The 24929-nt window shown below is 73.7% G+C and carries 26 protein-coding genes; 9 read left to right on the top strand and 17 right to left on the bottom strand.

Annotated elements, in window-relative coordinates; translation table 11 throughout:
- The first annotated feature begins 77 nt into the window (after positions 1–77).
- Positions 78–854, top strand: a complete 777-nt coding sequence (locus tag ACH4KB_RS09940) for an enoyl-CoA hydratase/isomerase family protein (RefSeq protein WP_398065631.1) — start codon at positions 78–80, stop codon at positions 852–854.
- An 83-nt stretch (positions 855–937) separates the two neighbouring features.
- On the opposite strand, the gene ACH4KB_RS09935 is transcribed toward ACH4KB_RS09940, so the two are convergent.
- Together ACH4KB_RS09935 and ACH4KB_RS09930 are read right to left on the bottom strand one after the other, a co-directional pair.
- Positions 938–1873 (bottom strand): pyridoxamine 5'-phosphate oxidase family protein, encoded by a 936-nt coding sequence (locus tag ACH4KB_RS09935; RefSeq protein ID WP_398065391.1) that lies wholly within the window; start codon positions 1871–1873, stop codon positions 938–940.
- Positions 1874–1986: 113 nt separating this feature from the next.
- Positions 1987–2442, bottom strand: a complete 456-nt coding sequence (locus tag ACH4KB_RS09930) for a VOC family protein (RefSeq protein ID WP_398065389.1) — start codon at positions 2440–2442, stop codon at positions 1987–1989.
- A 160-nt stretch (positions 2443–2602) separates the two neighbouring features.
- Between ACH4KB_RS09930 and ACH4KB_RS09925 the strand changes: the two genes are divergently transcribed.
- Positions 2603–3184 carry a CGNR zinc finger domain-containing protein gene (locus ACH4KB_RS09925; RefSeq protein ID WP_398065387.1) on the top strand — a complete coding sequence of 194 codons (582 nt, stop codon included), beginning with the start codon at positions 2603–2605 and terminating at the stop codon, positions 3182–3184.
- 99 nt (positions 3185–3283) lie between these two features.
- Here the strand turns inward: ACH4KB_RS09925 and ACH4KB_RS09920 are convergent, their stop codons facing one another.
- Complete coding sequence (locus ACH4KB_RS09920; protein WP_398065385.1) at positions 3284–3901, bottom strand: CGNR zinc finger domain-containing protein; 618 nt, start codon at positions 3899–3901, stop codon at positions 3284–3286.
- Positions 3902–4106: 205 nt separating this feature from the next.
- On the opposite strand from ACH4KB_RS09920, the gene ACH4KB_RS09915 reads away from it, so the two are divergent.
- The gene (locus tag ACH4KB_RS09915; protein ID WP_398065630.1) at positions 4107–4709 is read left to right on the top strand and encodes an HPP family protein; all 603 of its coding nucleotides are present in this window, start codon (positions 4107–4109) and stop codon (positions 4707–4709) included.
- A gap of 77 nt (positions 4710–4786) precedes the next feature.
- Positions 4787–5398 (top strand): flavin reductase family protein, encoded by a 612-nt coding sequence (locus ACH4KB_RS09910; protein WP_398065629.1) that lies wholly within the window; start codon positions 4787–4789, stop codon positions 5396–5398.
- Between the two features lie 88 nt (positions 5399–5486).
- Here the strand turns inward: ACH4KB_RS09910 and ACH4KB_RS09905 are convergent, their stop codons facing one another.
- A complete protein-coding gene (locus ACH4KB_RS09905) occupies positions 5487–6503 on the bottom strand; it encodes a saccharopine dehydrogenase (RefSeq protein WP_398065384.1) in 1017 nt (338 codons plus the stop codon).
- An 81-nt stretch (positions 6504–6584) separates the two neighbouring features.
- Between ACH4KB_RS09905 and ACH4KB_RS09900 the strand changes: the two genes are divergently transcribed.
- Positions 6585–7175 (top strand): TetR/AcrR family transcriptional regulator, encoded by a 591-nt coding sequence (locus ACH4KB_RS09900; RefSeq protein WP_398065382.1) that lies wholly within the window; start codon positions 6585–6587, stop codon positions 7173–7175.
- Between the two features lie 127 nt (positions 7176–7302).
- On the opposite strand, the gene ACH4KB_RS09895 is transcribed toward ACH4KB_RS09900, so the two are convergent.
- The 3 genes from ACH4KB_RS09895 to ACH4KB_RS09885 form a co-directional block, all read right to left on the bottom strand.
- Positions 7303–8637 carry an MFS transporter gene (locus ACH4KB_RS09895; protein ID WP_398065380.1) on the bottom strand — a complete coding sequence of 445 codons (1335 nt, stop codon included), beginning with the start codon at positions 8635–8637 and terminating at the stop codon, positions 7303–7305.
- Between the two features lie 322 nt (positions 8638–8959).
- Complete coding sequence (locus tag ACH4KB_RS09890; RefSeq protein WP_398065628.1) at positions 8960–9319, bottom strand: DUF2809 domain-containing protein; 360 nt, start codon at positions 9317–9319, stop codon at positions 8960–8962.
- Between the two features lie 152 nt (positions 9320–9471).
- Positions 9472–10851, bottom strand: coding sequence for an MFS transporter (locus tag ACH4KB_RS09885; protein ID WP_398065378.1), 1380 nt, complete (start codon positions 10849–10851; stop codon positions 9472–9474).
- A 73-nt stretch (positions 10852–10924) separates the two neighbouring features.
- Between ACH4KB_RS09885 and ACH4KB_RS09880 the strand changes: the two genes are divergently transcribed.
- Positions 10925–11917, top strand: a complete 993-nt coding sequence (locus ACH4KB_RS09880; RefSeq protein ID WP_398065627.1) for a GlxA family transcriptional regulator — start codon at positions 10925–10927, stop codon at positions 11915–11917.
- Positions 11918–11946: 29 nt separating this feature from the next.
- Here the strand turns inward: ACH4KB_RS09880 and ACH4KB_RS09875 are convergent, their stop codons facing one another.
- The 3 genes from ACH4KB_RS09875 to ACH4KB_RS09865 all read right to left on the bottom strand — a co-directional run bounded on the left by ACH4KB_RS09875 (position 11947) and on the right by ACH4KB_RS09865 (position 15380).
- Entirely contained in the window at positions 11947–12996 is a 1050-nt protein-coding gene (locus tag ACH4KB_RS09875; protein ID WP_398065376.1) for a Zn-dependent alcohol dehydrogenase, read from the bottom strand.
- Complete coding sequence (locus ACH4KB_RS09870) at positions 12993–14111, bottom strand: acyl-CoA dehydrogenase family protein (protein WP_398065374.1); 1119 nt, start codon at positions 14109–14111, stop codon at positions 12993–12995. Before ACH4KB_RS09870 ends, ACH4KB_RS09875 begins: the two co-directional genes overlap by 4 nt.
- A gap of 336 nt (positions 14112–14447) precedes the next feature.
- A complete protein-coding gene (locus ACH4KB_RS09865) occupies positions 14448–15380 on the bottom strand; it encodes an SDR family oxidoreductase (protein WP_398065372.1) in 933 nt (310 codons plus the stop codon).
- 84 nt (positions 15381–15464) lie between these two features.
- Here ACH4KB_RS09865 and ACH4KB_RS09860 point away from each other — a divergent pair, with 84 nt between their 5' ends.
- Positions 15465–16391, top strand: coding sequence for a cyclase family protein (locus ACH4KB_RS09860; protein WP_398065370.1), 927 nt, complete (start codon positions 15465–15467; stop codon positions 16389–16391).
- A 126-nt stretch (positions 16392–16517) separates the two neighbouring features.
- Here ACH4KB_RS09860 and ACH4KB_RS09855 read toward each other — a convergent pair whose 3' ends face one another.
- The 4 genes from ACH4KB_RS09855 to ACH4KB_RS09840 form a co-directional block, all read right to left on the bottom strand.
- On the bottom strand, positions 16518–17015 hold the full coding sequence (locus ACH4KB_RS09855; RefSeq protein ID WP_398065368.1) for an ATP-binding protein: 498 nt from the start codon (positions 17013–17015) through the stop codon (positions 16518–16520).
- Between the two features lie 407 nt (positions 17016–17422).
- Complete coding sequence (locus ACH4KB_RS09850) at positions 17423–18418, bottom strand: acyl-CoA dehydrogenase family protein (RefSeq protein WP_398065366.1); 996 nt, start codon at positions 18416–18418, stop codon at positions 17423–17425.
- A gap of 7 nt (positions 18419–18425) precedes the next feature.
- On the bottom strand, positions 18426–19583 hold the full coding sequence (locus tag ACH4KB_RS09845) for an acyl-CoA dehydrogenase family protein (protein WP_398065364.1): 1158 nt from the start codon (positions 19581–19583) through the stop codon (positions 18426–18428).
- Positions 19584–19595: 12 nt separating this feature from the next.
- Entirely contained in the window at positions 19596–20789 is a 1194-nt protein-coding gene (locus ACH4KB_RS09840) for an amidohydrolase family protein (RefSeq protein ID WP_398065362.1), read from the bottom strand.
- Between the two features lie 201 nt (positions 20790–20990).
- On the opposite strand from ACH4KB_RS09840, the gene ACH4KB_RS09835 reads away from it, so the two are divergent.
- On the top strand, positions 20991–22562 hold the full coding sequence (locus ACH4KB_RS09835; RefSeq protein ID WP_398065360.1) for a class I adenylate-forming enzyme family protein: 1572 nt from the start codon (positions 20991–20993) through the stop codon (positions 22560–22562).
- Positions 22563–22710: 148 nt separating this feature from the next.
- Here the strand turns inward: ACH4KB_RS09835 and ACH4KB_RS09830 are convergent, their stop codons facing one another.
- Both ACH4KB_RS09830 and ACH4KB_RS09825 read right to left on the bottom strand, forming a co-directional pair.
- The gene (locus ACH4KB_RS09830; protein WP_398065358.1) at positions 22711–23232 is read right to left on the bottom strand and encodes an EF-hand domain-containing protein; all 522 of its coding nucleotides are present in this window, start codon (positions 23230–23232) and stop codon (positions 22711–22713) included.
- 84 nt (positions 23233–23316) lie between these two features.
- A complete protein-coding gene (locus ACH4KB_RS09825) occupies positions 23317–23691 on the bottom strand; it encodes an STAS domain-containing protein (RefSeq protein ID WP_007454150.1) in 375 nt (124 codons plus the stop codon).
- Between the two features lie 342 nt (positions 23692–24033).
- On the opposite strand from ACH4KB_RS09825, the gene ACH4KB_RS09820 reads away from it, so the two are divergent.
- A complete protein-coding gene (locus ACH4KB_RS09820) occupies positions 24034–24627 on the top strand; it encodes an RNA polymerase sigma factor (protein ID WP_398065356.1) in 594 nt (197 codons plus the stop codon).
- On the opposite strand, the gene ACH4KB_RS09815 is transcribed toward ACH4KB_RS09820, so the two are convergent.
- The coding region (locus tag ACH4KB_RS09815) for a hypothetical protein (RefSeq protein WP_398065354.1) at positions 24609–24929 on the bottom strand (321 nt) is incomplete at its 5' end. The genes ACH4KB_RS09820 and ACH4KB_RS09815 overlap by 19 nt on opposite strands.

The following is a 24929-nucleotide window of genomic DNA, read 5'->3' as shown; positions in this document are numbered from 1 at the left end:
CGGGCGGGACGGGGGCCGATTCCCAGAAGCCCGCTCCCCCGGACCGCGCGGAGGCCGCCCCCCAGGACGCGACCGTCCTGCACTCCCTCGACGGCGGCGTCTCCTGGATCACCCTCAACCGGCCCGAGGCCATGAACGCCGTCACCTGGGACCAGCGGGAGCGGATCATCGCCCTGCTGGCCGAGGCCTCCGCCGATCCCGCCGTACGGGCCGTCGTACTCACCGCCACCGGCCGCGGCTTCTGCGCCGGTGCCGACCTGCGCGGCGTCCCGGCCCCGACCCGCGAACGCGTTCCCGGGGACGTCGCCCGGACGATCCGGCTCGGTGCGCAGCGGCTGATCGCCGCCGTGCTGGACTGCGAGAAGCCGGTGATCGCCGCCGTCAACGGGACGGCGGCCGGGATCGGCGCGCATCTGGCGTTCGCCTGCGATCTGGTCCTGGCGGCCGACACGGCGAAGTTCGTCGAGGTCTTCGTACGCCGGGGGCTCGTCCCGGACGGCGGCGGCGCGTATCTGCTGCCCCGGCTGGTGGGCCCGCAGCGAGCCAAGGAGCTGATGTTCTTCGGGGACGCGCTGCCGGCGGCGGACGCGGAGCGGCTGGGGCTCGTCAACCGCACGGTTCCGGGCGGGGAGTTGGAGGCCCTGGCCAAGGAGTGGGCGGGCCGGCTGGCGGCCGGCCCCACCCGGGCCCTCGCCCTGACCAAGCAGCTGGTGAACGCCTCGCTGGACGGCGACCGGGCCGCGGCGTTCGCGGCGGAGGCCGCCGCCCAGGAGATCAACATGACCACGCGCGACGCCAACGAGGGCGTGGCGTCCTTCGTCGAGCGCCGGTCACCGGAGTACCGGGGTCGCTGAGGGGCGCCCGGCCTGGTGCCCCTCGGCGGGCGCCCCGGCCGGGCGGGTGTCCCTCGGCGGGCGCCCCGGCCGGGCGGATCGGTTCAGTCGGCCACCGGCGGGTTGAAGCGGTGGAACTCGGGGTCCGACCAGCGCAGCGGGGAGGCGGCGGCGATCTCCCGTACGGCGGTGACCTCGAATTCCACGAGGCGCTCCGCCCCCGGGACCCGCGCCACCGCGTCCCCGTCCCAGACGGTGCGGGCGGTGCCGGTGAGGTGGAGGGAGGCCCCGGTGTCCCAGTCGGGCACGAGAAGGCCGGCGGCCGGGTTGAGTTCGAGGTTGCCCAGGGTCAGGAACATGCCGTTGCCCGCGTAGTCGGGCCAGCGCAGCAGCCGGGGGGTGAGCACCTGGACGAAGCCCGGGTTGCCACCCCGGTGTGAGGCGTCGGCGTCGCCCCGGTCGGAGGCGGTGGCGACGAAGAAGGTGTCGGCGGCCCGCAGCGCCTCCTGCTGCGCGGGGGTCAGGGCGTCGCCGTCCGTGACCGCGAGCCGCTGACCGGCCTCCTCGCCCGGCGCGATCCGGCGGTGCCGGCGCACCTGGATGTACTTGGGGCAGTTGGCGACGGCCTGGTCGAGGTCGACGCGGAGCCCGTCCCCGTCACGGACCGCCCGGCCGTTCATCCGCATCCGGCGCCTGGTCGCCGGTTCGATGCCGAGCATGCCGACGCGGGCGGGGGCGGCCCCGTCCGTGCCGGCTCCGGACAGCAGACCGGCCAGCGGGTCGCCGGGCGGCGGCAGGGCCCCGATGACCAGGGTGTCCGGCGCGGGAACGCGCAGGAATCCCGGTTCTCCGGTGAGCTGGGTCGCCCAGATGCGCCCCCGCTCGTCCGCGCCGCCCACCACCAGGAAGGACTGCCGGACGAGGAAGTCCGCCGCCACCTCGGGGACGTCGGAACGGATGGCCCGCCCCGCGCTCGCCGCCCGGCGGGCGAGACCCGCGCGCTCCTGCACGGCGACCTCGCCCCGGTGATATCCGCTCATGGCCCCGCCCTCCTGCCGTTCCGCCGATGCCTGGATGTCTGGATGCCCGGATGCCCGGAGCCCTGAAGTTCCGGGGTGCCCGGAGCCCTGAAGTTCCGGGAGGCCCGGAGGCCTTAGAAGAAGCCGCAGGTGGGAGCACCGGAGGTAGGGGCGTCTGCGGGGTCGGCCCCGGTCGGCGCGTAGATCTCCAGGCGGATGCCGTCGGGGTCGGTGAAGAAGATGCCGCCCGAGGTTCCGCTCTCGCCGTGCGGCACGACGCCCTCGTACGTGAACTCCGTGCCCAGCCCGCGCAGGACCTCTTCGGTGGCCCGGACCTCCTCGACGGAGTCCACCTGGAACGAGAGGTGGTGGAGACCGGGACGGGCCGTCGCGAACGTTCCTTCGCTCTGCTGCCACAGGGTCACCAGGAGCTGGGAGCCGCGCCCCAGGAAGATCCAGCGGCGATCGGCGTCCTTGCCTTCGGCCAGCACCTCGAAGTCGAAGACCTCGCGGTAGAAGGCGGCCGAGCGTTCCAGGTCGGTGACGTTGAGCCCGACGTGGCCGGTCTGAAGATTCTTCGCCTTGCCCATGGTCGATCCCACTCCTTCGGTCGAGGTCGCGAGATGATCCCGTAACCACTGAAGTTGAGTTTGGGGGTTAGATTCGATCAGGTCAACCGGTGATCTTCATTTGGCTGGTTACGATTGGCGGATCAGTCACCCCCTCCCGTGTGGCAGAAGGAGCCCAGCCGTGTCGCATCCCCCCGGTGCGGACCCCCGGCCGCTGACCGGCGAGCCGCTCGCCCTCGACCTGCTCAACACCCGCTGGATCGACGGGGACGGCCCGCACGATCTGCTGGACTCCGTGGCCGGCCTCGCCGTCTGGCTGACCAGCCCTCCGGTACGCGACCACCTCGGGCCCGCCCCCTTCGCCGACCGCGCCACGCTGGACCGGCTACTCCTCGCCCGGACGGCGCTCGACGCCCTGGCCGCCTCGGCCGCCCGTCAGGATCCGGCCACCTCGGACAGCGCCGACCGGCTGAACGAGGTGCTCTCCCACGGGCGCATCCGGCGCACACTGGGGCCCGGCGGGGCGCCGGCGTCGGCGGTGGAGGTGGACGACCCGTCCTGGGCTCCGGCGTGGTACGCGGCGGAGAACTGGCTGCACCTGGTCGCGGAGCGGCCCGACCGCATCCGCCCCTGCGCGAACCACGCCTGCGTCCTGCACTTCTACGACGTCTCCAAGAACGGGACGCGCCGCTGGTGCTCCATGGCAGGCTGCGGCAACCGCGCGAAGGCGCAGCGCCACTACGCCCGGCGCTCCGGGGCCTGAAATCGCCCCTCCGCACCGCCGCCCCCACGCCTCCCGCGCCACCGCCCCTGAGGCCCGTCCCGCGCCGCCACCCCGACGCCTCCCGCGCCGCCGCCGCCCCTAAGGCGTGTCCCGCGCCGTCCCGCCGTCCCGTGCGCGCCTGCTGTGGCGGGCGACCCGCACGCGGTTGCCGCAGCCCACCGTGCACCACTCCCGGCGGGCGTGCGTCCGGACGAAGTAGAGGATGCAACCCGGTGCGGGGCAGGCTCGCAGGCGCTCCGCGGCCGGGCCCGCGAACAGGTCCACGGCAGCCGCGGCGATCTCCCCGAGAACCTCCCCGCCGACGTCGTCCGCAGCGGTGCGCACCACGCGGCGGAAGTCCGGCCCGGGCGCCAACTCCGGCCAGCGCGCGGCCGATCGCGCGAGGGCGTTCACCACGGCGAGCGGGTCCGCGCCGGGGGCCGCCCCGGACGTACGCGCCGCGGCCAGCGACCGCAGCGCCCCGCGCAGCTCCAGGAACTCCTGATACCGCTCGGGCGTGACGGATCCCACCCCGTCCAGCCGTTCCGCCAGCGCGTCCGAGAAGCGGTCGCGCCGCGCGGCCAGCCAGCCGCCCACGGCCTGCGGTCCGGCAGCGAGCGCGTCCATCCGACGCCCCCGCACCCCGCCCCTCACATACGTGGTGTTGACCAGGTCCAGGGGCAACGGCTCGCCCGTGAGCGGCAGTTCACCGGTCACCGGTCACCCCCGTTCATCCGCGACGCCCTTGTCCACGCCCCCATCCTGCCCCGAGCCCCCGGCCGGGGAGAACCCGCCTTCCGCCGCGCACCCGCGCACGCCCACGCACGCCCACGCACACCCGCGGAGCACTTCAGGGCCGAGCTAATGCAAGAATACACCTGCATGCGTTAGTTGACCGTCGAGGAAGGCACCCGTGTCCGAGATCCCCGCCCCTGAGCTCGTCGCCCCTCGCCCCTCCGCATCCCGCCCGGTCGCGGCGCGCCGTCTCGCCTCCGCCGTACGCCGGGCCGCGCCCCTGCCGGCGAGCAGGGCGCCCGCGCGCCCAGCCCTCGCGGTCGTCGCCAGGGCGACGCTCGGCGGCTCGGTCTCCCTGGTGCTGCTCGTGGCCGTCGGCACCCTGCTCGGCCACCCCGTCCTCATACCGCCGCTCGCGGCCAGCGCCGCGCTGGTCTTCGCCGCGCCCACGCTGCCGCTGGCCCAGCCCCGCAGCGTCATCGGCGGGCAGCTCGTCTCGGCCGTCGTGGGATTCCTGACGCTCGCCGTCGCGGGCGGATCGGCCTGGGCCGCCGCGGTCGCGGGCGGCCTCGCGATCGGGGCGATGGCGCTCACCCGCACCGCGCACTCCCCCGCCGCGGCCACCGCGGTCATCGTCGTGATGACCCAGCCCGCGGCCACGACGTTCCTCCTCCTGCTGCTCCTGGCCACCGTCCTGATCACGGGCACCGGCTTCCTGGCCGCGCGCGCGGGCGGCCGCTCCGGCAAGGGCGGCCCGGGCGCCGCCCCCTACCCGGCCTACTGGTGGTAGGTGTCGCCCCCACGGAGGAGCCCTTCACATCTGACGAGTCGTCAGCTCTAATGGACGGCGTGATGGGACACGCAGGCATGGCCGCCACCGCCGTCCGGTACCTCAGGTCCGTCGGCGCCGCCACGACAGCCGCGCCGGGGGCGCCGGGCGGGACGCCTCCCGAGGCGCTGCCCCGGCCGGACCTGAGAGCCGTCCGGGACGACGAGCGGCTGCCCGTCGACCCGGACGAGTTCCGGCGCGTACTGGGCCACTTCGCCAGCGGCGTCACCGTGATCACCGCGCGCGACGCGGACGGCCCCGCGGGCTTCGCCTGCCAGTCCTTCGCCTCGCTGTCGCTGGACCCGCCGCTGGTGTCCTTCATGGTCGCCCGTACGTCGACGACCTGGCCGCGCATCGCCCGCGCCGGGGCGTTCTGCGTGAACGTCCTCGGGGCGGAACAGGGCGCGCTGTGCCGGGGGTTCGCGGTGAGCGGCGCCGACAAGTTCGCCGGGGTGGCCCACGAGGACGCCCCGGCGACCGGGTCTCCGCTGCTGGACTCCGTGCCCGCCTGGATCGACTGCCGCGTCCACGCCGTCCACACCGGCGGCGACCACCTCATCGTGGTCGGCCGGGTGGAGGCACTGGGGGCGACGGACGAGGGTGAACCCCTCCTGTTCCACCGGGGGACGTTCGGCAGGTTCAGCCGCTGAGCCGACGTACGGCCGGTTCAGCCACTGAGCCCGGGCCTTCGGCGGGTCCGGTCGGAACGGCACACAACCGCCCGCCTCGGCCGTCGGGTCAGGTGGCGGGCGCGTCGACGAAGGCGGCGCCGATCTCCGCCAACCGCTCGGCCGCGCAGTCCGGGTTGATCAGGGTCTCAGGTGTGCGGATGCCCGGCGGGGCGGCTTCGCCACGCAGGCCGAGCTGCCGCTCGACACCGAGGGCGATGCCGAGTGCGGTCAGGGGACGCTGCCCCGCCGGGTGGACGAGGTAGCGGCTCGTCCTGAGCGGCGCACCCGTCGGACCTGTTCCTTCGAGGTCGATCCGGATCTCGATGGAAGCGCGGTCGCCGCGGCGCCGGGCCGCGGATTCACCGACGGCCATGTCGAAACGGACGTTCGGCGCACCCGTCGCGAGGGCGAGGCTCGGTACGTCGAGGACGGCGATGCTCCGGCCGGGCAGGACGACACCGTCGACGCCGGCCACATCCGCCTGGACGTCTGGGTCGTCGAGCCAGGCGAAGACGCCGTCACGGCGCACCATCCCCGCCGTGGTGGCGGTGGACCACCGCTCCAGATCCGCGGCTCCCGCGGGTCCGCCGGTGTCCAGCTCGTCCAGCACGGCGCCGATCCGGACGGTGTCGACCCGGCGGAACTCGCGGGCCAGTCCCAACGTCGCGAGAACGACGACACCGGCGCAGAAGTGACTGGCCACCAGGATCGACGAGGCACTGGCCCGCCGCGCACCCGCGACGACCTCCGGCGCGATCTCCACCAGGCCGCTGGAGATGCTGAGGTAGGGCAACCCGTGGTCCTGTGCGTAATGCAGCCCGTTCAGGCGGTCGTCCCACAGTGCGGCGACCACCGCCGAGAAGCGGTGGCCGTGCCCGGCCGGAAGGCCGAGATCGCCGCGCCGCAGGTCGATGACGACCGCCGTGGCGGCGCCGAGCCCGTCGGCCACCCCCCGCGCGCGGTCGATATCGCGCCCCGCGATCGTCAGCGGCAGCTCCGGGTGCCACCGGCGCAGGAGCGCGGCGGCCCCCGAGCCCGCCTGCCCCGAACCACCCAGGATCAGTACCGGTTCCAGCTGTTCCATCGCGGGTCCCCATTCCCCTCAAGCTACATTTTGTAGCCTACATTTTGTAACATACCCTGGAGGGCGACACGACGGAGGACCATGACCACCACCTCGACCCGCCTGTCCAAGCAGGCCAGGCGGGAGCAGCTGCTGAACACCGCCGTGGCGATCGTGCGCGCCCAGGGCGCCGACGGTCTGACGCTGGTCACCCTCGCGGAGGCGGCCGGGGTGAGCAGGCCGATCGTGTACGACCACTTCGGCACGCGCCCAGGCCTGTTGCTCGCGCTCTACCGACGCCTCGACGAACGTCACCGAGCCGCGATCACCCAGGCGTTGCGGGAGGCCGGACCCACCGCGGGCGAGGTCGCCCGCCTCATCAGCACCGCGTATTTCGCCTGCGCCACGGACATGCCGGAACTCGCCGCCGTCTCCGCCGCGCTGAAAGGAAATCCGGAGATGGAGGCGGTCCAGCGCGAGATGCTCGACCGGTACACGGACCTGGTGGCCGCCGCGCTGCTCCAGCACTCCGGCCTCACTCCCGACGCCCTCCGGCTACGGTGCGTCGGCGTGCTGGGCGCGGCCGAGGCGATAGCCGCCGAGCTGAACCAAGGACGGGCATCCGCCGACGACGCGGTCGCCACCCTGGCCGACCTGATCGTGGGCGGCCTCGACACCCGGGCCGGCCGTTGACCTCACCCGGGCCCGAGCCGGGCCGCGCCCCGACCGACCCCGCCGTGATGCTCGCCGGCGGGCGAGGCCGTCGCGGCCCCGGCCGTGCCGCGTGACCGTCTCGGCGGAGGAAGAGGCAGCGGCCGGATCACGGCTCGCGCCGGACACCGGCTTCCGCATCGGCCGTCAGCCTGCGGATCACCAGCGACATCAGCGCCGCCATCGCGCACAGCGCCCCCGCCGCGTACCAGACCACGTCGTAGCTGCCGAAGACGTCCCGCGCGACCCCGCCGAGGAACGCCACCACCGCCGCGCCCACCTGGTGCGAGGCCAGCACCCAGCCGAAGACGATCGCGCTGTCCTCGCCGTACTGCTCGCGGCAGAGCGCCAGCGTCGGCGGGACCGTGGCGACCCAGTCCAGCCCGTAGAACACGATGAAGAAGATCATCGGGGGCTGTACGTCGGGGCCGATCAGCATCGGCAGGAACAGCAGGGAGATCCCGCGCAGCGCGTAGTAGACGGCGAGCAGCCTGCGGGCGTCGAAGCGGTCGGTGAGCCAGCCGGAGAAGATCGTGCCGATGACGTCGAAGACGCCGATCACCGCGAGCAGCGAGGCCGCCACGGTGATGGGCATGTGGTTGTCGTGGGCGAAGGGCACGAAGTGGGTGCGGATCAGGCCGTTGGTGGAGGCCCCGCAGATCGCGAAGGCGCCCGCCAGCAGCCAGAACGGGCCGGTGCGGGCCGCGTCGAACAGCACCCGCACCGCCCGGCGCGCGGCGCCCCGGGCCGGCGCGGGCTTGGGCACGAAGTCCCCGCCGTACGGGGCGAGCCCCACGTCGGCCGGGTGGTCGCGCATCAGGAGCCAGACGAACGGGACGACGACGAGGGCGGCCAGGGCGACGGTGACCGAGGCGGGCCGCCAGCCGTGTTCGTCGACGATCCAGGCGCAGAGCGGGAGGAAGACGAGCTGCCCGGAGGCCCCCGCCGCGGTGAGGATGCCGGTGACCAGCCCCCGGCGGGCCACGAACCAGCGATGGGTGACGGTCGCGGCGAACGCCATCGCCATGGACCCGGTGCCGAGGCCGACCAGCAGGCCCCAATAGATCATCAGCTGCCAGGAGGCGGTCATCCAGACACTGGCGGCCGCCCCGGCCGCCACCATGGTCAGCGCGATCGCCACGACCCGCCGGATGCCGAAGCGGTCCATAAGTGCGGCGGCGAACGGGGCGGTCAGCCCGTACAGCGCCATGTCGATGGAGACCGCGAGCCCGATCTCGCCCCGGGTCCAGCCGAACTCGGTGTGGAGCGGGTTGATGAGCAGCCCGGGCAGGGAGTTGAACGCCGCACCGCCGATGATCGTCACGAAGGTGACGGCGGCGACGAGCCACGCCCGGTGGACGGAGAAGGGAAACCGGCGGCCGGGCCGCCCCGGAGCGGCCCCGGAGCCGGCGGTCTTGGTCAGGTAGGTCACGCCAGCCAGCATCCGGGGCCGGGCGCGTGCGGACGAGTGGCCGGGACGACACGCTTCGCAGGGATCGGGCCACCCCCGGGCCCCGTCCCGCCATCCGGACCACCCGCGGCCGCCCGCCACCCCCGGACCGGGCCCCGCGCGGGCCCTGCGCAGGATCTCGGCCCGTACGGCGCATCAGCGCCCATGCCTTCGAGGTGCTGGACGCACAGGCGGGCCAGGAGCGGGCCCACGCCAGGAAGTGAGCCGAGGACCGGACCCACGACAGGGAGTGCTCCGGGCCGGGCGCCCTTCGGGCGACGACGGCAGGCGGCAGTGTGGCGACAGGCCCTGGCGGTCAGCGGCGCTGTACGGCCGCCGCCCGGAGCACCGCCCACGCGCAGGCCGCACCCACCGCGTACCAGAGCAGGTCCGGTGCGTTGAAGGTCGAGCCGAGCACCAGCCGGGCCGCCGCGCTGTGCGCCGACCACTCCGCCGGTACGCCGGTGAGCTGGAGGAACTCCACCGCCCAGCTCAGGCCGAGCGCCGTGGAGGCCACCGCCAACGGCCGTGCGCGGGGCGCGCAGAAGGCGACGAGGGTGCAGAGCAGCACCGTGTAGAGCGCGCTCCCCGCGTACTTGGCGAAGGCGCCGTCCGCCCCGGCGCGCACGGCGAGGCCCGCGGCGACGGTGACCACGGCCGCCACCGCCGCCACCACGCGGACCGTGGACGCGCGGAACGTGTGCGGACGGGCCCCGGACCCACGGGCCCTGGACGCACGGACCCCGGACCCACGGACCCCGGACCCACGGACCCCGGAAGCACGGGGCGTGGAGTCGCCGGTGGGCTGCGAGGGCCGGGACGAGATCCTCATACGAGCCCGATCCTCTTGAGCTGCCGGATCGGCCGGGCCACCAGCAACACCGCCACCACCCCCATGTTGATCACGGCCGCCGCCACCAGCAGCTCCGGCGCCCCGACCGCCTCGGCCACCGGGCCCGCCAGGGCGCGGCCCGCCGCGACCATCAGGAGCGAGCCGGCCACATCGTAGGCGTGCAGCCGGTTCAGGGCCTCCGGCGGGACGTGCGTCTGGACCGTCGTGGACCACATCACCAGCCAGAACGCGGCCGACCCACCCGCCAGCAACTGCCCCGCCGCCAGCACCGGCACCGGCATCCCGAGCGCCAGCACCAGCAGGCTCACCGCCACCAGCGGCAGCGCCACCGCCCCCGCCGCCAGCGGGTGCGACGGGCGCAGCCGCAGGGCGAGGAGACCGCCGACGACGCTGCCCGCCCCGTTGACCGCCATCAGCATGCCGTACGCCCCCGAGCCGTGCGCCTCGGTGACCAGGACGGCGGTCAGCGGGAGCATCGGGCCGAGGACCGCGAAGCCGTACACCGTCCAGACCGCGATCACTCCCCACAGCCAGGACCGGGCCCGGAACTCCCGCCACCCGTCGGCCAGTTCCGCGGCGAACGTGCCGCGCGCCGCGTCGTCGTGCGGGGCCGGGGCCAGTCGCATCAGGAAGAGGCAGACCCCCGAGACCGCGAAGGTCGCCGCGTTCGCCGCGTAGACGGCGCCGGCGCTGGCGAGGCCGACGAGCACTCCGGCGAAGGCGGGCCCGGCCATGGTCATCAGCGCCTCGGCGACCCGCAGGACGGCGTTGGCGCGCTGGACGTCGGTGGAGACGCGCGGCACGGTCGAGGCGACCCCGGGCTGGAAGAGCGCCGCGCCGACGCCGGCCACCGAGCTGAGGACGTACACCGCCCACAGCGGCGGGTTGCCCGTCGCGAAGGTCACGGCCAGGACGGAGGCGCCGATCAGCCGCAGGGCGTCGGCGATGATCATCATGCGGCGCGGGGTGAACCGGTCGGCGAGCACCCCGCCGAACAGGACGAACACCGCCAGCGGCCCCATCCAGGCGGCGAGCGCGAAGCCGACCGAGGAGGCGGGCCGCCCCGCGCCCAGCAGTCCGGCGGTCAGGGCCACCGGGATCATGCCGTCGCCGAAGAGCGCGACCGTACGGGCCACGAAGAAGTAGCGGAAGTTGCGGTTCCAGAGCCGTGCGGGGCCGGGGGCGGAACCGAAGGAGGACCCGGCGCCAAGGCCCGCCCCGGCGGGGCCGCCCGGCCCGCCGGGTTCGAGCGGGGGCAGCGTCGCGAGCGGGTTCGGGTCCGGGAGAGGGTTCGGGGTCGTTCGGGTGTCGCACGCGGCGTCGGGAATGGACGCGCGCTCTGTCGGCTTCTCCATCACGTCGCTAACCTGTACCAGCTCGTGGTCTATACCACTACGGCAATTTCCTGTGATCTTCGAGGAGGTCTTCGTGGAGCACCGCGTCGTCGTTCTGGCCCTCGACGGGCTGCTCCCCTTCGAACTGGGCATTCCGCAGCGGATCTTCGGCCGCAGTCTCGGCACGGAGACGGGCGGGAAGGGCAGGAGGCTGTACGACGTGGTGACCTGCTCCGTCCGCCCGCCGGGCCCGGTCCGGACCGACGCGGACTTCTCCATCCTCGTGGAGCACGGCCCCCAGGCGCTCGCCACCGCCGACACGGTGGTCATCCCCGCCTCCTACGAGCTGGGCCCGGTCTTCGAGGAGGGCCGCCTCACCGAGGAGCTGGCCGCCGCGCTCGCCCTGGTCAGGCCCGGCACCCGGATGGTGTCCATCTGCACCGGCAGCTACGTCCTGGCGGCGGCCGGGTACCTCGACGGCCGCCCCGCCACCACGCACTGGGCATCGGCCGACCACTTCCAGCGGACCTTCCCGCAGGTCCGCGTCGACCCGGACGTCCTGTTCATCGACGACGGCGACGTCCTCACCTCCGCCGGGGTCGCCGCCGGGATCGACCTCTGCCTCCACCTGGTGCGGCGCGACCACGGGACGGCCGTCGCGAACGAGATCGCGCGCCGCACGGTCGTGCCCCCGCACCGCGACGGCGGGCAGGCCCAGTACATCCACCGCCCCGTCCCCGAGCCGCAGTTCGCGACCACCACCGGCGCCCGGGCCTGGGCGCTGGCCCGTCTCGACCGGCCGATCCTGCTGCGGGACATGGCGGAGCAGGAGGCGATGAGCGTACGGACGTTCACGCGCCGCTTCCGCGAGGAGGTCGGGATCAGCCCCGGCCAGTGGCTCACCCAGCAGCGGGTGGAACGGGTCCGGCACCTGCTGGAGTCGACGGACCTCTCCATCGACCAGGTGGCCCGGGACGCGGGCTTCGGCACGCCGACCTCGCTGCGCCAGCACTTCCAGGCGGCGCTGGGCGTGCCGCCGACGGCCTACCGGCGTACGTTCCGGTCCTCGGCGGACACCAGGTCCTGAGGCCTTCCCGCCCGAGCCGAGCCGATGGCTCAGAAGACCAGGACCCCCCGGGCCACCCTCCCGTGGTGCGCGTCGTCGGCCGCCCTGGCGAAGTCCTCCACCGGGTACGTCTCGGTGACCAGTTCGTCCAGCAGCAGCCGGCCCTCCCGGTAGAGGTCCGCGTACAGGGCGATGTCGCGCTGCGGCCGTGCGGAGCCGTAGCGGCAGCCGAGGATCGACTTGTCCAGGTACATCGAGGAGACCAGGAACGACGCCTCGGCGCTCGCCGCCGGTACGCCCAGCAGCACGGCCTGTCCGCGCCGGTCGAGGAGGTCGATCGCCTGGCGGATCAGCTCGGTGCGGCCGACGCACTCGAAGGCGTGGTCGGCCCCGTCGGGCAGGATGTCGCGCACGCCCTCCGCACGCGTCAGGAAGTGCGTGGCGCCGAACTGCCGGGCCACCGCCTCCTTCGCCGGGTTGCTGTCGACGGCGACGACGGTGAGCGCGCCGGCCAGCCGGGCTCCCTGGAGCACGTTGAGCCCGATGCCGCCGGTCCCGATGACCACGACGGTGTCGCCCAGGCCGACCTTCGCCCGGTTGAGGACGGCCCCGACGCCGGTCAGGACCCCGCAGCCGATCAGGGCGGCCGAGGTGAGGGGCAGGTCGTCCGGGATCTTCACGGCCTGGACGGCCCGCACCACCGTGCGCTCCGCGAACGCGGAGTTGGAGGCGAACTGGAACAGCGGCTTCCCGGCGCGCGAGAACGGCCGTCCCGGCCGCCCGATGGCCTTCCGGCACATGGTCGGCCTCCCCCGGTCGCACGGGGCGCAGGCACCGCAGTTGGCGAGGGTGGAGAGCGCCACGTGGTCACCGGGCCGCACGTGGACGACGCCGGGCCCGACCGCTTCCACCACGCCCGCGCCCTCGTGGCCGAGGACGACGGGGACCGGGAAGGGGATCGTGCCGTCGATCACCGACAGATCGCTGTGGCAGAGCCCGGCGGCGGCGACCGCCACCAGCACCTCCCCGGGGCCCGGGTCCCGTATCTCCAGGTCGTCCACGACCTCGGTCCGTGTGCCGTCGAAGACGACGCCTCTCATCTGGGCTCCCTCGGTAGGCCGAGCACCCGCTCGGCGATGATGTTCCGCTGGATCTCGTCGGAGCCGCCGTAGACGGTGTCGGCCCGGCTGAAGAGGAACAGGTGCTGTGCGCCGTCGAGTTCGTACGGTCGCCCCTGTGACCAGGGTTCGGGCCCGACGGCCCCCGCCTCGCCCGCGACCTGCACCGCCAGTTCGCCGAGCCGCTGGTGCCAGCCGCCCCACAGCAGCTTCGCCACGCTGGGCGCGCCCGGGTCGCCGGTGGAGCCCAGGGTGCGCAGGGCGTGCCGGCGCATCGTGTCCAGCTCCGCCCACTGCCGGACGAGCCGGGCCCTGATGACCGGGTCCTCGGCGGCCCCGCTCGCCACGGCGGCGGCGACCACCCGGTCCAGCTCCTCGGCGAACCCGATCTGCTGGGCGAGGGTGGAGACCCCGCGTTCCAGGGCGAGGAGGCCCATGGCGACCTGCCAGCCGTTGCCCTCGCCCCCGACGACCTCGGCGGCCCGCGCCCCGTCGAGGAACACCTCGTTGAACTCGCTGGTCCCGGTCAGCTGCCGGATCGGCCGCACCTCGATCCGGCCCGGCTGGTCCATCTCCACCAGCAGGAACGACAGCCCGTGGTGGCGGGTGGAGCCGGGGTCGGTACGGGCGAGGACGAAGCACCAGTCGGCGTCCAGGGCCAGCGAGGTCCAGATCTTCTGCCCGGTCACGGCGTAACCGCCCGCCCCGTCCGGCACGGCGGCGGTCCGCACCCCGGCGAGGTCGGAGCCCGCACCCGGTTCGCTGTACCCCTGGCACCACAGCGTCTCGCCCCGGGCGACGGGTGGCAGATGTCGCCGCTTCTGCTCCTCGGTGCCGTACGTGATCAGCGTCGGGGCGAGGAGGTTCTCCCCGATGTGGCCGATCCGGGCGGGGGCCGCGGAGCGGGCGTACTCCTCGGCCCAGACGACCTGTTCGGCGAGGGTGGCCCTGCGGTTGCCGTACGTCTCGCCGTCCCCGCCGGGCCATCCGATGCCGATCCACCCGGCCTTGCCCAACTCACGTTCCCACGTGCGGGGGTCGGGGGCGTCTGTGAGGTGGCTTCGCAGCCAGGTGCGGGCGAGCGTCCGGAAGTCCATGCGTGCCTCCTGTTCCCGGGGGCTCCGCCCCCGGACCCCCGCTCCGCAATCGCCGGAGGGGCTGAGTGAGCGGACCGGTCCGCGTCTTCAGCCCGTCCGGCGATCGAGGAGCCGGGGAGCGGGGGCGGAGCCCCGAATCAAGCCCGTCCGGCGATTGAGGACCGGGGCCCGGGGCCGCGCCCCGCGGGGGCCGCCCCCCGCCCCCCCCCCCCCCAAAACCCCGGGCCGCGGCGGCCCCGCGCCCCGCCCCCCCCCCCCCCCCCCCCCGCCCCCCCCCCCCCCCCCCCCCCCCCCCCCCCCCCCCCCCCCGGGCTCCGCCCCCGGACCCACCGCTCCTCAATCGCCGGAGGGGCTGGGCGCGTTCGGCCGGTCGCCCGACCTCGCCGCCGCCGCCATCTCCTCCAGCCGCGCCAGCATCGGCATCGGGTCCACCCCCACCGTTCCCGGCAGGAAGTCCGCGATCCTCTCCGGGGTCCAGGGCCCCTCCCCGTACGCCGCCCGCAGCTCCCTCGGCTGGGCCCAGACCGCGATCTTCGGGCCCGCGACCGTGTACACCTGCCCGGTGATCCGCTCGGCCCGCGCCCGCTCGCTGAGCAGGTAGACCACCAGGGCCGCCACGTCCTCCGGCTCCCCGATCTCCTTCAGCTCCATCGGCACCCCGGCCGACATCCGGGTCCGGGCGACGGGCGCGACCGCGTTCGCCGTGACCCCGTACCTGTGCAGGCCCAGCGCCGCGCTGCGCACCAGCGAGATGATCCCGCCCTTCGCCGCGCTGTAGTTGGCCTGGGAGACGCTGCCCTGGTGGTTGCCGCTGGTGAAGCCGATCAGCGCGCCCCCGCCCTCCTGCTTCCGCATCACCGCCGAGGCGGCCCGGAAGACCGTGAACGTACCCTTGAGGTGCGTGGCGAGGACCGGGTCCCACTCCTCCTCGGACATGTTGAACAGCATCCGCTCACGGAGGATCCCGGCCACGCAGACCACCCCGTCGAGCCGGCCGTACTCCGCCAGCGCGGTGTCCACGATCCGCTGCCCGCCCGCCATCGTGGAGATGTCGTCGGCGACCGCGACCGCCTCGCCGCCCGCCGCCTCGATCTCCTTGACGACGGACCGGGCGATCTCGCTGGTCGGTTCGGAGCCCTCGACGGAGACTCCGTAGTCGTTGACGACGACCCGCGCCCCCTCCCCCGCCGCGGCGAGCGCGACCGCCCGCCCGATGCCCCGGCCGGCCCCTGTCACGGCGACCACCCTGCCTGCCAAGAAGTTCCCCATGCCCGGCCCCTTCCCGCGGTTTCTGACGGTCCGTTAGATTTTACGGGCAGTCAGCTGCTCCGGCACAAGACCCAGGAGGCCCCCATGTCCCTGCCGGCCGAGTTCCACGAGATCGCGAAGTGCGTGAACAACTGGGGCCGCTGGGGCGGGGCCGACGAGATCGGGACGCTCAACCTGATCACCGACGCCGTCGTGCGCGAGGCCGTCGCCACCGCCCGCACCGGCCGCCGGATACCGCTCGCGCTGCCGCTCCGGCAGGACGGGGTGCAGAGCGGACTCATCCCGGGCCGGATCAATCCGCTGCACACGATGGTCCAGATCAACCAGGAGATCTTCGGCCCCGGCACGGTCGCCACCAGCGACGACGCTGTCACGATGGGGCTCCAGGCCTCGACGCACTGGGACGCTCTGCCCCACGTCTCGCACGGCGGGAAGATCTACAACGGCCGCCCGGCGGACACGATCACCGCCCACGGCGGGGCCCGGTTCTCCTCGATCGCCACCGTGGAGCACCTCGTCTCGCGCGGGGTGCTGCTGGACGTGGCCCGCGCCCGGGGGGTGGACCGGCTGCCCGGCGACCACGCCGTGACGCCGGACGACCTGACGGCGGCGGAGGACTTCGGGGACGTACGCGTACGGGCCGGGGACATCGTGCTCGTACGGACCGGGCAGGTGCGCCTCGCACTGGCCGGGGACCGGCAGGCGTACGGCTACCCGTCGCCGGGCCTCTCCTTGCACACGCCCGAGTGGTTCCACGCCCGGGATGTCGCGGCCGTCGCCAACGACACCCTGACCTTCGAGATCTTCCCGCCGGAGATCGAGGACCTGTGGATGCCGGTGCACGCGCTGCACCTGGTCGAGATGGGCATGCCGCAGGGCCAGAACTGGAACCTGGAGGCGCTGTCCGAGGCCTGCGCGGAGGAGGGCCGGCACGCCTTCCTGCTCACCGCGACACCGGAGCCGTTCACCGGGGCCACCGGCTCGCCGGTCGCCCCGGTGGCGATCCTGTGAACGGCCTCCGCGAAAGGAAAGGGGGAAGGGAAGGGAAGGGGGAGAGTGAGGGGTGGGGGCAGGGGTAGGTGCAGGGGGGCAGCGGCCTGGGAAGGCAGCGGAAACCGGGGCGGGAAACGGCCGGTCTCAGGCCAGGTTGGTGAAGAGGCAGGAAGTCGGTTCGCACGGCTCGCCGCCCTGGCCGACGCCCGAGGGCGCCTCCGGGAGCCGCACCGGTCCGCTCCGGTCGACCTCGCACCAGATCTGCTTCCCGGCGCCCTCCGGCAGCCAGCCCCAGCGGTCCGCGAGGCCGTCCACCAGCTCCAGGCCCCGGCCGCCCGTGTCGTCGCCCTCCGCGTGCCGCTGGAGCGGCGGGCGGTCGCTGGCGTCCGCGACCTCGACCCGGACGGTCCCGGCCGCGCCGGACGCCCCGGTCCCGCCGAAGAGCATCCGCAGCACCGCGGGGCAGCCCGTGTGGACGACGGCGTTGGTGACCAGCTCCGAGATCAGCAGGATGAGCGTCTCGGCGAGAGGCTCGTCATCCCCTATCCCGGAACCGACCAGACGCGACCGCGCCCACCTACGGGCCCGCCCCACTTCCGCGGGATCCGGACCGACCTCCAGCTGAACCTGAAGCACCTGCACCGCTCACACCATCCGAACCGGCGGACACATCGCCTCGCGCCTCCTCAGGGTCACGGAACGTGATTCCCTTACGCGACAGCATGGTTGACGTACAGTCACCGCAACAAGCGCTTCGGGCATATTCCAGCGCGAAGGAGTACGCGTGGTGCATACTGTGCGACGCTCGCTGCGGGGAGTCGAACAGGAGCGCGCAGAGACCGCGAGAAACGCTCTTCGGGCAGGCCCGGCACATCTCCGACGAGAGCCCTCGCCCCGGGCCGGGGCCGCCGCACAGGCCGCCCCCGGATCTCCCGGTTCCAGAACCACTCGCATCCCACGGAGCGTACCCGAGCCGGACACCGACTCCACCCGGTGACGAATCGCGCAAAGGACACAAGCCGGTCTCGACGCCGCACGGCTGCGCTGCGTCACCCTCCACCCCCTGCTTCCGGGGCGCCTCCGCCGGACGCCGCCGAGCTGCCGGAACGCGCCCGCGCGGCCCCCAGACCGGCGGCCAGGAGCTCCTCCGCCGCGGCCCCGCCGAGCCGTGCCGCGGCCCGGAGCCAGGCCCGTTTCAGGTGGAGGTGAACATCTGCCTCCCAGGTGAAGCCCATCCCGCCGTGGATCTGGAGGCAGTCGCGCGCGTTGCGTACGGCCGCCTCGTCGGCGAGCAGTTTGGCCGCCGCGATCTCCACCGGGTCGCCGGTCACGGCCGCCGCGTACACGGCGGCGCGGGCGGGTTCGGTGCGGGCGAGCATGTCGGCGCAGAGGTGCTTGACCGCTTGGAACGATCCGATGGGCGATCCGAACTGCTGTCGGTCCCCGGCGTGTTGAACGGCTGTCTCGGTGGTCCGGGCAGCGCTGCCGAGTTGTTCGGCAGCAGTGAGAAGCGCCCCCTCGTAGTGGAGTGCGCCGGAGTACGCCTCCGTGGCCGCCGTACGCCCCGCCACCCGGTGCAGCGGGGTGAGCGGGTCCACCGACCGTACGGGCCGGGCGGCGGCGACGAAGGCGTGCAGCGGCTCCCCGACGAGGGCGTCGGCGCCCACCAGCACCGCGTCCGCCTCCGCCAGGTGGGCCACCGGCAGGTCCCCGTCCACGGCCGTCACCACCGCCTCGCCCTCGGCGGCCCCCTTCACCAGGCCCGCCGCCAGGTGGGTGGCGACGAGCGGGCCCGGGAGCAGCGCCCGGCCCGCCTCCTCGAAGAGCAGCACCGCCTCGGGCAGCCCGAGGCCCACCCCGCCCGCCTCCTGGGGCAGCCGGAGCGCGAAGAAGCCGGCCGCGCCCAGCTCCCGCCAGAGCGAACGGTCCAGGGTGCCGCCCCGCTCCACCGCCGCCCGCAGCCGGTCCCGGTCGAACACCGCGTCGAGCAGGTCGCGCATACCGGACCGCAGGGCCCGCTGGTCGTCCGAGAGCTGGAAGTGCACGGTGGCCTCAGCGCCCCTTCGGCAGGCCGAGGATGCGCTCGGCGACGATGTTCCGCTGGATCTGGGAGGTGCCCGCGGCGATCGTGTACGAGAGGGAGGAGAGCCGGTCCAGCACCCATTCCTGGTCCAGGTCGAACGCGTCGCCGCCTCCCAGCACCTCCGCCGCCGCCTCGTACAGCTCCTGGCGGGCCCCGGAGTAGCGCAGCTTGAAGACGGAGCCGCCGGTGCCGGGGACGCCGCCCGTACGCTCCGACTCCGCCACGTTCCACTGGGTGAGCCGCCACAGGGCCCGGAACTCGGCGTTGAGCCTGCCGAGGCGCCGGCGCAGCACCGCGTCGTCCCAGCGCCCGTTGCGCCGGGCCTCGTCGGCGAGGGCGTCCAGGGTGCGGCGGCAGGCGACGACCTCGCCGACGAAGGCCGTGCCGCGTTCGAAGGAGAGGGTGACCATGGTGACGCGCCAGCCGTCGTTCTCGGCCCCGACCCGGTTGCGCACCGGCACCCGGACCTCGTCGAGGAACATCTCCGCGAACTCCGTGGACCCGGCGAGCGTCCGCAGCGGCCGGACCGTGATGCCGGGGGCGTCCATCGGCATCGCCAGCCAGCTGATCCCCCGGTGCTTCGGCGCGTCCGGGTCGGTGCGCACCAGCAGTTCGCACCAGTCGGCGACCTCGGCGTGTGAGGTCCAGGTCTTGGCTCCGCTGATGACGTAGGAGTCGCCGTCGCGCACGGCCCGGGTGCGCAGGGCGGCCAGGTCGGAGCCCGCGTCCGGCTCGCTGAACCCCTGGCACCAGATCTCGTCGCCGCGCAGCACCGGGGGCAGCCAGCGGGCCCGCTGCCCGGCCGTGCCCTCGGCGGCGATCGTCGGCCCGGCGTGCAGCAGTCCGACGAAGTTGGCCCCGACGTAGGGGGCGCCGGCCTTCTCCGTCTCCTCCAGGTAGATGAGGTGCTGGGTTGGGGTGGCGCCCCGCCCGCCCGCGTCCGCCGGCCAGTGCAGGCCTGCGTACCCGGCGTCGTACAGCATCCGCTGCCAGGTGGTGTCGTACGCGCGGCGCGCGGGCCAGTCGTCGGGCGAGGGCTTCGGGGGCAGGCCGGGGAGGGCGCCGGCCAGCCACTCCCGCAGCCGCCGCCGGAACACCTCCTCGGCCTCCGTGTACGCGAGATCCACCGCCGTCCCCGCCTACTTGTCCAGGTCCAGGCCGAGCATCCGGATCGCGTTTCCGCGCATCAGTTTGTGGACGGTCTCCTCGTCCAGTCCCTTGACGTGGTCGAGGGCGACCTCCTTGGTGTGCGGGAAGGTCGAGTCCACGTGCGGGTAGTCGGTCTCGAAGGTGGCGTTGTCGCGGCCGACGACGTCCAGCGACGCGATGCCGTGCTTGTCGCGGAAGAAGCAGCAGAACATCTGACGGTAGTAGTACGAGGACGGCGGCTCGGGGATCAGATCGCGCACCCCGCCCCAGGCCCGGTGCTCCTCCCAGACGTCGTCGGCGCGCTCCAGGGCGTACGGGATCCACCCCATCTGGCCCTCGCTGTACGCCAGTTTCAGCGTCGGGAACCTCACCAGGACCCCGCTGAAGAGGAAGTCCATCATCGAGGCCATCGCGTTGTTGAAGGAGAGCGAGGCCTGCACGGCGGGGGGCGCGTCCGGGGAGGCGGCGGGCATCTGGGAGCTGGAGCCGATGTGCATGTTGACGACCGTGCCGGTCTCCTGGCAGACGGCGAAGAACGGGTCCCAGTAGCCGGTGTGGATGGACGGCAGCCCGAGGTGGGTGGGGATCTCGGAGAAGGTGACCGCGCGGACGCCGCGGGCCGCGTTCCGCCGGATCTCCGCGACGGCGAGGCCGATGTCCCAGAGCGGGATGATGCAGAGCGGGATCAGCCGGCCGCCGCTGTCGCCGCACCACTCCTCGACCATCCAGTCGTTGTAGGCGCGCACACAGGCGAGGGCGACCTCCTTGTCGTGCGCCTCGGCGAAGGTCTGTCCGCAGAAGCGCGGGAAGGTCGGGAAGCAGAGGGAGGCCTCGACGTGGTTGAGGTCCATGTCCTTGAGGCGTTCGGCCGGGTCCCAGCAGCCGGGCCGCATCTCGGCGCGGGTGATGCCCTCCAGGGTCATGTCGTCGCGGTCGAAGCCGACGGCGGCGATGTTCCGCTTGTACGGGAACTTCAGGTCCTCGTAGATCCACCAGTCGGTGGGCGGCCCGTCCGGGTCCATCGTGATGACGTACTTCCCGCCCGTGTAGGCCAGCTCCCCGATGCCCGCGGTGAGCGGCTGCGGCCCGCGCTCGCGGTACTTCGCGGGCAGCCAGGTGGAGAAGAGGTGCGCGGGCTCGATCACATGGTCGTCGACGCTGACGATCCGAGGCAGTTCCGTCATGGTGTCGTCCCCTCCGGCGCCCCGGCTAGGTCCCGGGTGCTGGCAAATTCCGATGGCTTCTGATGGATTACCGATGGATTTCTGATGGTCCGTCAGATTGGCTGGCGGCATTCAGGCTAGCCCCGCACCCCTGGACCGACAAGGCGCGGAGCCCTACGCTCTCCGCACTATCTGACTCATCGTCAGTTCGGAGGGACCGCTGTGACCGCCGTGAACGACGTGACCGCGTCCGCGCACGCCCTGGGCGCCTCCCGCACCTTCTGGGAGCTGATCGAACGCCGCGCCGCCCTCACCCCCGGCCGCCCGGTCCTGCTCCAGGAGGACCGGCGCCTGACCTTCGGCGAGCTGAGGGACCGCGCCGAGCGGGTCGCCGCCGGGCTGTACGGGATGGGCGTGCGGGCGGGCAGCGTGGTGGCCTGGCAGCTGCCGACCCGGCTGGAGACGGCCCTGCTCTCCTTCGCCCTGACCCGGCTCGGGGCCGTGCAGACGCCGGTCATCCCGTTCTACCGGGACCGCGAGGTGCGGTTCGCGCTGCGCGCGTCGGGGGCCGCGTTCTTCGCCGTGCCCGGCGCCTGGCGCGGCTTCGACCACACGGCGATGGCCGAGCGGATCGCCGGGGAACTCGACCACCCGCCGCGGGTCTTCGAGGCGTACGACACCCTCCCCGACGGCGACCCGGCCGTGCTGCCTCCGCCGCCCGCCCCCTCGTCGGGCGATGAGGTCCGCTGGATCTACTGGACCTCGGGCACCACCTCCGACCCGAAGGGTGTCCTGCACACCGACCGCTCCCTGATCGCGGGCGGCTCCTGCCTCGCCCACGCCCTGAAGCTCTCCGCCGACGACGTGGGCTCGATGGCGTTCCCGTACGCCCATGTCGCCGGGCCGGACTACACCGTGATGCTGCTGCTGTACGGGTTCCCCGCAGTGCTGTTCGAGCAGTTCGCGCTGCCGGACGCGCTGGCGGAGTACCGGCGGCACGGGGTGACGGTGGCCGGCGGCTCGACCGCCTTCTACGCGATGTTCCTGGCCGAACAGCGCAAGGCCCCCGGCCGGCCGCTCATCCCGACCCTCCGGCTGCTGGCGGGCGGCGGAGCGCCGAAGCCGCCGGAGGTCTACCACGCGGTGGTGCGGGAGATGGGGGTCCAGCTCACCCACGGCTACGGCATGACCGAGGTCCCGATGATCACCATGGGCGCCCCGGACGACACGGCGGAGAACCTGGCCCTGACCGAGGGACGGCCCCCGGAGGGCATGGAGATCCGGATCGCCGACGAACACGGCAAGCCCCTCCCGTACGGCGCCGAGGGCGAGGTACGGCTGCGCGGGGAGGCGGTCTGCCGGGGCTATCTGGACGCGGGGGCCTCCGCCGCGGCCTTCGACGCCGAGGGGTTCCTGATCACCGGGGACCTGGGGCGGCTCCGGGAGAGCGGGCACCTCACGCTCACCGGCCGGCTGAAGGACATCATCATCCGCAAGGGCGAGAACATCTCCGCCAAGGAGATCGAGGACCTGCTCCACACCCACCCCGCCGTCGCGGACGCGGCCGTCATCGGGCTGCCCGACCCGCAGCGCGGCGAACGCGTCTGCGCGGTGGTCGAACAGCCGCCGGGCGCACCGCCCCTGACCCTGACCGAGCTCTCCGCCCATCTGCGGGAAGCGGGCCTGTCCGTCCACAAGGTGCCCGAACAGCTGGAGGTCCTGGACGCGCTGCCGCGCAACGAGACGCTGCGCAAGGTGCTCAAGTACCGGCTGCGGGAACGATTCGGCGGGTGAGGCGGGAGCAGCCGGGGCCAGAGGCGTCGCGGGGGCGGCGGGCGTTACGGGAGCGGCGCGGGAGTCGCTACGGAAGCGGGGCGCGAGGCGTTACGGAAGCGGCAGGCGTTACGGGAGCGGCGCGCCGTCCCCGTAACGCCCGGGATCGCTACGCGTCCGGCTCGATCACCGTGAAGTACACGGCGAACGCCGCCACCACATCGCTCTCCGCGATCAGGCCGTCCCGGTCCGTGTCCAGGCTCTGGGCGGCCATGCCCGCGATCTCGGCGCTGGCCCCGAGGACCCGGAGCGCCCGCTCCACGTCCGCCACCGACGCCCTGCCGTCGTTCCCGCCGTCCGCGACCGCGATGGTCGCCCGCAGGAACGGCCGGGCGATCTCGGCGAACCGCCCGGGGTTGTCCCGGAGCCGCTTCACCGCCCCGCCCACGAACTCCTCACGGGTGACCCGCTGGTCCCCGTCCACATCGGCGATCCCCGCCATGCCCTGCCAGAAGGCCTCGGCACCGGTGTAGAGCGCCTGCCCCTTGTCGCAGCGGGCCGTCGTACCGAACTCGGTGAGCAGACGGGCCGCCGCGGCGTTGAAATCGGCACGGTCGATGTAGCCGTTGCCGTCCTGGTCGAAGGCTGCGAAGCGGTGCGCGATCTTTCGCTCGTACTCTGCGCTGTCCATGCGGGGAGCGTACGACGCCCGGGGCGCTCACGTGTCACCGAGCAGCGCTTCCTGTGTGACAACCTCGCATCGGAGGCACCCGTTTCAGGCGCTCAGCGGCCTGCACTCCTCGTCGGTGGCGGACCGCGCGTCCGGGTAGACGTCGAACAGCCGGCGCACCCCGAGCGCCCCGAGCACCTTGTTGACGTGCGAACCGTCCTCCGCGCCCCGGGCCGGGAGAATGAGCCGCAGTCGGCCGCCGCAGGACTTCATCAGCCGGCGCGAGGCGATCAGCACACCGACGCCGCTGGAGTCGCAGAAGAACACCTCGGACAGGTCGAGCACCACGTCGTGCTGCCCCTCCGCCACCGCCTCGTGGACGGACTGGCGCACGACGGGTGAGGTCACCAGGTCGAGTTCGCCGCTCATGCGCAACACGGTCCAGGAGCCCTGCTCCGCCTCGTCCACCTTCAGCGTCACGCGACTGGACCTCTCGTTCCGGGGCTCCCGGCAATCCGGAAGTTTCCGTTCCTCCTCGCGGCTGCCCAACCGCACCCCCATGAAACACCGACGCGCCGACCGACGCCCAGGAGGTTTCCGGCGGAAAGGAGCACTTCGGGCCGTTTCCGCAGCTCGGAGCAGGCGGGGAGGCATTCGGGCTGAAAATCGACTACCGTCGTCGGCCACGCGCCACGGGAGGGGCCCGGGAAGAGAGTTGCCGCAAAGGCGCGTGCACCGCCCGCCCGGCGGACTACATTCGGTCCTCACGGGCACAGGGTGGATCACGGAGTCGGGTGGACAGGGCCGGGGGCTGGGGGGTTCATGGCAAAGGAGACCGCACCCCGCTGGGACCACAGGATGCAGCAGAGGCTGGCCTGCGGTGAGGCGGCGGCGCTCGGCGAGCTCTACGACCGGTTCGCGGCCCTCGTCCACAGCCAGGCGCACCGGATGCTCGACGACGAGGACGCCGCCGACCTGGTGACCCGCGAGGTCTTCGCCCAGGTCTGGGAGAACCCCGAGGCGTACGACCCGAAGCAGGGCTCGATGCGCTCCTGGGTGGCCCGCCTCACCCACCGCCAGTCCGTCCAGCGGCTGCGCCGCGCGGCGGTCTCCTCGTACGCGGCGGAGCACGGCGAGGGCGCGGCGCCCGACCCGGAGGAGCTGGAGCGGCGGGTGCGCAGCGCCACGGCCGCCGCCCGCGCCGACTACATCGTCTCCTCGATGCCCGCGCCGCTGCGGCAGGCCCTGGAGCTGGCGTACATCCATCGCCGGGACTACCGGCAGACCGCCGCAGACCTCGGGGTGACCGAGGACGAGGCGCGCCGCCGGCTCCGGCTGGGGCTCCAGCTGCTCTCCACGGCGAACGCCCGCCCGCTCGAAGGGGCCGCGCCACCCGGTTACGGACGGGTCCGGTGAGCGGCGACGGACGCGCTAGCGGGGGAGGCGAGGAGGAGGTGCGCGGCGCCGGCCGGATACCGGGCCCGCGCGGGGCGGCGGACGACCTCGACCTGGAGTCCGTGCCGCGGCCTCCCTTGCCGCCGCCCGGATCGGCGGCCCCGGACGAGGGCGTGCCGGAACAGTCCGCACCCGAGCCGCCCGAGCCGGCCGGGCACGGGTCCGAACACGGGTACGAGCCTGCGGCCGCCCCAGAACAGGCCGAACCGGAAGGGGCCGGACCGGAAGGGGCCGGACCGGAAGGGGCCGAACCAGAAGGGGCC

Source organism: Streptomyces sp. NPDC017520, from assembly GCF_044329855.1.
GTDB lineage: Bacteria > Actinomycetota > Actinomycetes > Streptomycetales > Streptomycetaceae > Streptomyces.
The sequence above is the reverse complement of the archived record's forward strand: the minus strand, read 5'-3'. Positions and strand labels throughout refer to the sequence as shown.